This is a genomic window from Pseudoduganella sp. RAF53_2 (assembly GCF_052113985.1).
GTDB lineage: Bacteria > Pseudomonadota > Gammaproteobacteria > Burkholderiales > Burkholderiaceae_D > Rugamonas.
Map to the genome: position 1 here is coordinate 1 of NZ_JBFRDW010000600.1, position 3,824 is coordinate 3,824.

5 protein-coding genes are annotated in these 3,824 nt (G+C 58.0%); 4 read left to right on the forward strand and 1 reads right to left on the reverse strand.

Annotated features, from left to right (window positions below; translation table 11 throughout):
• On the forward strand, positions 1-1,075 hold a 1,075-nt coding region (thrS, locus tag AB4Z11_RS26175; protein ID WP_442028767.1), incomplete at its 5' end, for a threonine--tRNA ligase.
• Between the two features lie 51 nt (positions 1,076-1,126).
• Entirely contained in the window at positions 1,127-1,648 is a 522-nt protein-coding gene (gene infC / locus AB4Z11_RS26180; protein WP_442028771.1) for a translation initiation factor IF-3, read from the forward strand.
• A gap of 64 nt (positions 1,649-1,712) precedes the next feature.
• Here the strand turns inward: infC and AB4Z11_RS26185 are convergent, their stop codons facing one another.
• The gene (locus AB4Z11_RS26185; RefSeq protein WP_442028768.1) at positions 1,713-2,894 is read right to left on the reverse strand and encodes a DesA family fatty acid desaturase; all 1,182 of its coding nucleotides are present in this window, start codon (positions 2,892-2,894) and stop codon (positions 1,713-1,715) included.
• A 391-nt stretch (positions 2,895-3,285) separates the two neighbouring features.
• Here AB4Z11_RS26185 and infA point away from each other — a divergent pair, with 391 nt between their 5' ends.
• Both infA and AB4Z11_RS26195 read left to right on the forward strand, forming a co-directional pair.
• Positions 3,286-3,546 carry a translation initiation factor IF-1 gene (infA, locus tag AB4Z11_RS26190; RefSeq protein ID WP_442028769.1) on the forward strand — a complete coding sequence of 87 codons (261 nt, stop codon included), beginning with the start codon at positions 3,286-3,288 and terminating at the stop codon, positions 3,544-3,546.
• Between the two features lie 80 nt (positions 3,547-3,626).
• The coding region (locus AB4Z11_RS26195; RefSeq protein WP_442028770.1) for a hypothetical protein at positions 3,627-3,824 on the forward strand (198 nt) is incomplete at its 3' end.

The following is a 3,824-nucleotide window of genomic DNA, read 5'->3' on the forward strand; positions in this document are numbered from 1 at the left end:
GTACATGCGCCGCAAGTACCAGGAAAACGGCTACGACGAAGTGAAGGCGCCGCAGATCCTGGACCGCACCCTGTGGGAAAAGACCGGCCACTGGGAGAACTATCGCGAAAACATGTTCACCACCGAGTCCGAGAACCGTTCCTACGCGCTGAAGCCGATGAACTGCCCGGGCCACGTGCAGATCTATAACTCCGGCCTGCATTCCTATCGCGACCTGCCGCTGCGCTACGGCGAGTTCGGCCAGTGCCACCGCAACGAATCCTCGGGCGCGCTGCACGGCGTGATGCGCGTGCGCGGCTTTACCCAGGACGACGGCCACATCTTCTGTACCGAAGAGCAGATCGAATCCGAAGTGACGGCCTTCCACTCGCAGGCGATGGAAGTCTATAAAGATTTCAAGTTCGACAGCATCGACGTGAAGCTGGCGCTGCGTCCGGACAGCCGTATCGGTTCAGACGAAGTATGGGATGAAGCCGAAGAAGCGCTGCGTTCCGCGCTGCGCGCTTGCGGCGTGACCTGGACTGAGCTGCCGGGCGAGGGTGCTTTCTACGGTCCGAAGATCGAGTACCACCTGAAGGATTCGCTGGGCCGTCCGTGGCAGGTTGGCACCATGCAGGTGGACTTCTCCATGCCGGGCCGTCTGGGCGCGGAATATGTCGATGTTGACAACACCCGCAAGACCCCGGTCATGCTGCACCGTGCGATTGTTGGTTCCCTGGAGCGCTTCATTGGCATCCTGATCGAGAACCATGCCGGCGCGATGCCGATGTGGCTTGCGCCTGTGCAAGTATCGATTCTCAACATCAGCGACGCGCAGGCGGAATACTGCAAAGACCTTGCTGCCAAGCTGAAAAAGCTGGGATTCCGCGTGGAGGCTGATTTGCGCAACGAGAAGATCACGTATAAAATACGCGAACATTCCGTCCAAAAACTGCCGTACATTCTGGTTGTCGGCGATAAAGAGCGGGATGCCAACACCGTGGCCGTGCGTGCCCGGGGCAATGTCGATCTGGGCGTCATGTCCATCGATGCCCTGGTGGAGCGACTCCAGCAAGACGTCGCTACCAAAGCCTGATGCGGGACTTCTCCGCAACCGGCCAGCAAACAAACATTAAAGGAAACTGCAATAGCTACTGACAAGTCACATCGCATCAATGGCGAGATCACCCATCCCGAAATGCGTCTGTCGGGCGTGGACAATGAACCGCTGGGCATCGTAAGCCTGGCCGAAGCTTTCCGTCTCGCGGAAGAGGCGAACGTCGACCTGGTGGAAATCGCGCCGAATGCGACTCCACCGGTTTGCCGCCTCATGGACTACGGCAAGTTCAAGTATTCGGAACAGAAGAAGGCGCACGAAGCCAAGTTGAAGCAGAAGGTAATCTCCGTGAAGGAAGTCAAATTCCGTCCGGGTACCGATGATGGCGACTACAACATCAAGCTGCGCAATCTGATCAAGTTCCTGGAAGACGGTGATAAGACCAAGATCACTCTGCGCTTCCGCGGCCGTGAAATGGCCCACCAGGACATCGGCATGCGCATGCTCGAGCGTCTGAAAGCCGACCTGGAGCCGCATGGCCAGGTCGAGCAGTTCCCGAAAATGGAAGGCCGCCAGATGATCATGGTTCTGGCGCCGAAAAAGAAGAAGTAATTCTTCCTTTGCCATTCAAAAAAGGCCAGCCCAGTGCTGGCCTTTTTTATTTTTCAGGCACAGATCACCCGTAACGCGCCAGCTGGAGCGCAAAGCGGCGCAATGGTGCGGGGCCTTCCTGCTGGGCGCTTGCACACCAGGCCCTTAGTTCGGCGAGCAGGTGCTCGGCCGAGGCGCCGGAGGGGACCCAGAGATGATTGAGGCGAAGGCGCGCCTGATGCATGTGGCTTAGCGGCGCGCTATGCGCCAGCCATTGCGTCAAGCGATTCAATTCTTCTGCCGTCAGGCGCTGTGGATCGCGCCGCAGCAGGCGCACGATATTTCGCATCGCATCGCGCGGCAACTGTCGCAGCAAGGACGCGCGCTCCAGCCGGTAAAGTTCCATCATGCTGTGCGTAAGCTGCCGCACCAGCAGCGCGCGGTTGGCCAGCACTTGTTTCAAGGATTCCAGGGTGGGCGCCACCTGATTGGCCTGGGTGGTCAGCGGATTTCCCGCCTGCCGCACCCGGGCGAGGCGCAGCCATTGCAAGATGCGGATGTAGCCCCATCCAATATCGAACTCGAACCAGCGGACCGACAATTTAGCCGAAGTCGGGAAGGTGTGATGATTGTTGTGGAGTTCCTCGCCGCCGATCAGCAAGCCAAGCGGCAGGATATTGGTCGCAGCTTCCTTACAGTCGAAATTGCGGTAGCCGAAATAGTGGCCAAGGCCATTGATCACGCCCGCCGCCAGAAATGGTATCCACATCATCTGGACTGCCCACATGGTCACGCCAAGTACGCCAAACAGTGCGACATCGATGAGCAGCAGCAGGGCGGGGCCTTGCCAGACATAGCGGCTATACACACGGCGTTCTATCCAGTCGTTTGGTGTGCCAGCGCCATAGCGTTCAAGCAGGGCAGCCTGTCCGATCGCATCGCGATAAAGTTCGGCGCCGCGCCACAGCACAGTATGAATGCCAAGGACCTGTGGGCTGTGTGGATCGCGTCCGGTTTCACAGTGGGTGTGATGGCAGCGATGCACGGCGACCCACTCGCGCGTCACCATTCCCGTGGTGAGCCAAAGCCAGAAGCGAAAGAAATGGGCAGGCAGGGGATGCAGGCGCAGCGCGCCGTGGGTTTGGCAACGGTGCAGATAGACCGTGACGGCGACGATGGTGATATGCGTTGCCGCAAGGGTAAGCAGCGCGATTTGCCACCAGCTTACGGCCAGCATGCCGTGTTGTAGCCACTCAAGCAGTGTCATTGCGGCTCCAGTTCGTCATCGGAAGATTTTTGCCGGCGCAGGGGAGGCCACCTACACTACCACGCATCAACCTGGCTGGCCATTGTCGTTTCTTACGGCACTGCCTGCACGAGCGCTTCTCAGCATGCGCTTTTCGGAATGCGAAATATTTGTGCGCCGCACAAAAAACTGTGCTATACTGCGTTCTGCGGTGGAGTTCTCGAGTGCTCCACCTTGTAGCACCATACATTGGTCACACGCCGGCACTTTGCAGATAGCACTGGCCGACTGCTCCGCACCGCGCAGATAGCACGGGCTGGAGCTGCGATTGAAACTGGCATTACATTGAAACGAAGCCCGCAGCAAAGCGGGCTTTTTTTTCGCAYCTCGCAATCGCACATTAAAAAAACACATGGCAAAAGAAGAACTAATTGAAATGAACGGCGTGGTCGTGGAGATCCTGCCGGACCAGCGCTTTCGCGTCGACCTGGATAACGGCCACAAATTAATCGCCTACACGGCGGGCCGAATGAAGAAGAATTTCATCCGTATTCTGGCCGGCGATAAGGTGACGCTTGAATTGTCGCCCTACGACCTGAGCAAGGGCCGCATCGTATTCCGCCATATTGAAAAACGCAGCACCGGCGGTGCTCAGCCATTTCGCCGCCGCTGACTGCGCGGCAGTGCGTCACTTAAATCGTATTGCTGCCATACTGCGCTCGGCGTCTTGCCATTTCCAGATGGGAGCAAAGTATGGACAGCCAGAAATATTCTCCCCCGAGTGGCGCCAACGCATTTCCTCAGCCGCGTCTGAATCGTGCCTTGTCGCGATTTATTGACCAGGCGCTGGTGCTGGCAATTCATCATCCCAGCCAGGCGCGAGAAATGCTTTATTCTGCTGAGATCAGCGCTCTCGCCATCACACGCCTCCTCACCACGCCACATCGTCGC

Coding starts and splice junctions, on each gene's coding strand:
- infA (WP_442028769.1), top strand. CDS start 3,286: ATGGCAAAAGAAGAACTAATTGAAATGAACGGCGTGGTCGTGGAGATC.
- AB4Z11_RS26185 (WP_442028768.1), bottom strand. CDS start 2,894: ATGACACTGCTTGAGTGGCTACAACACGGCATGCTGGCCGTAAGCTGG.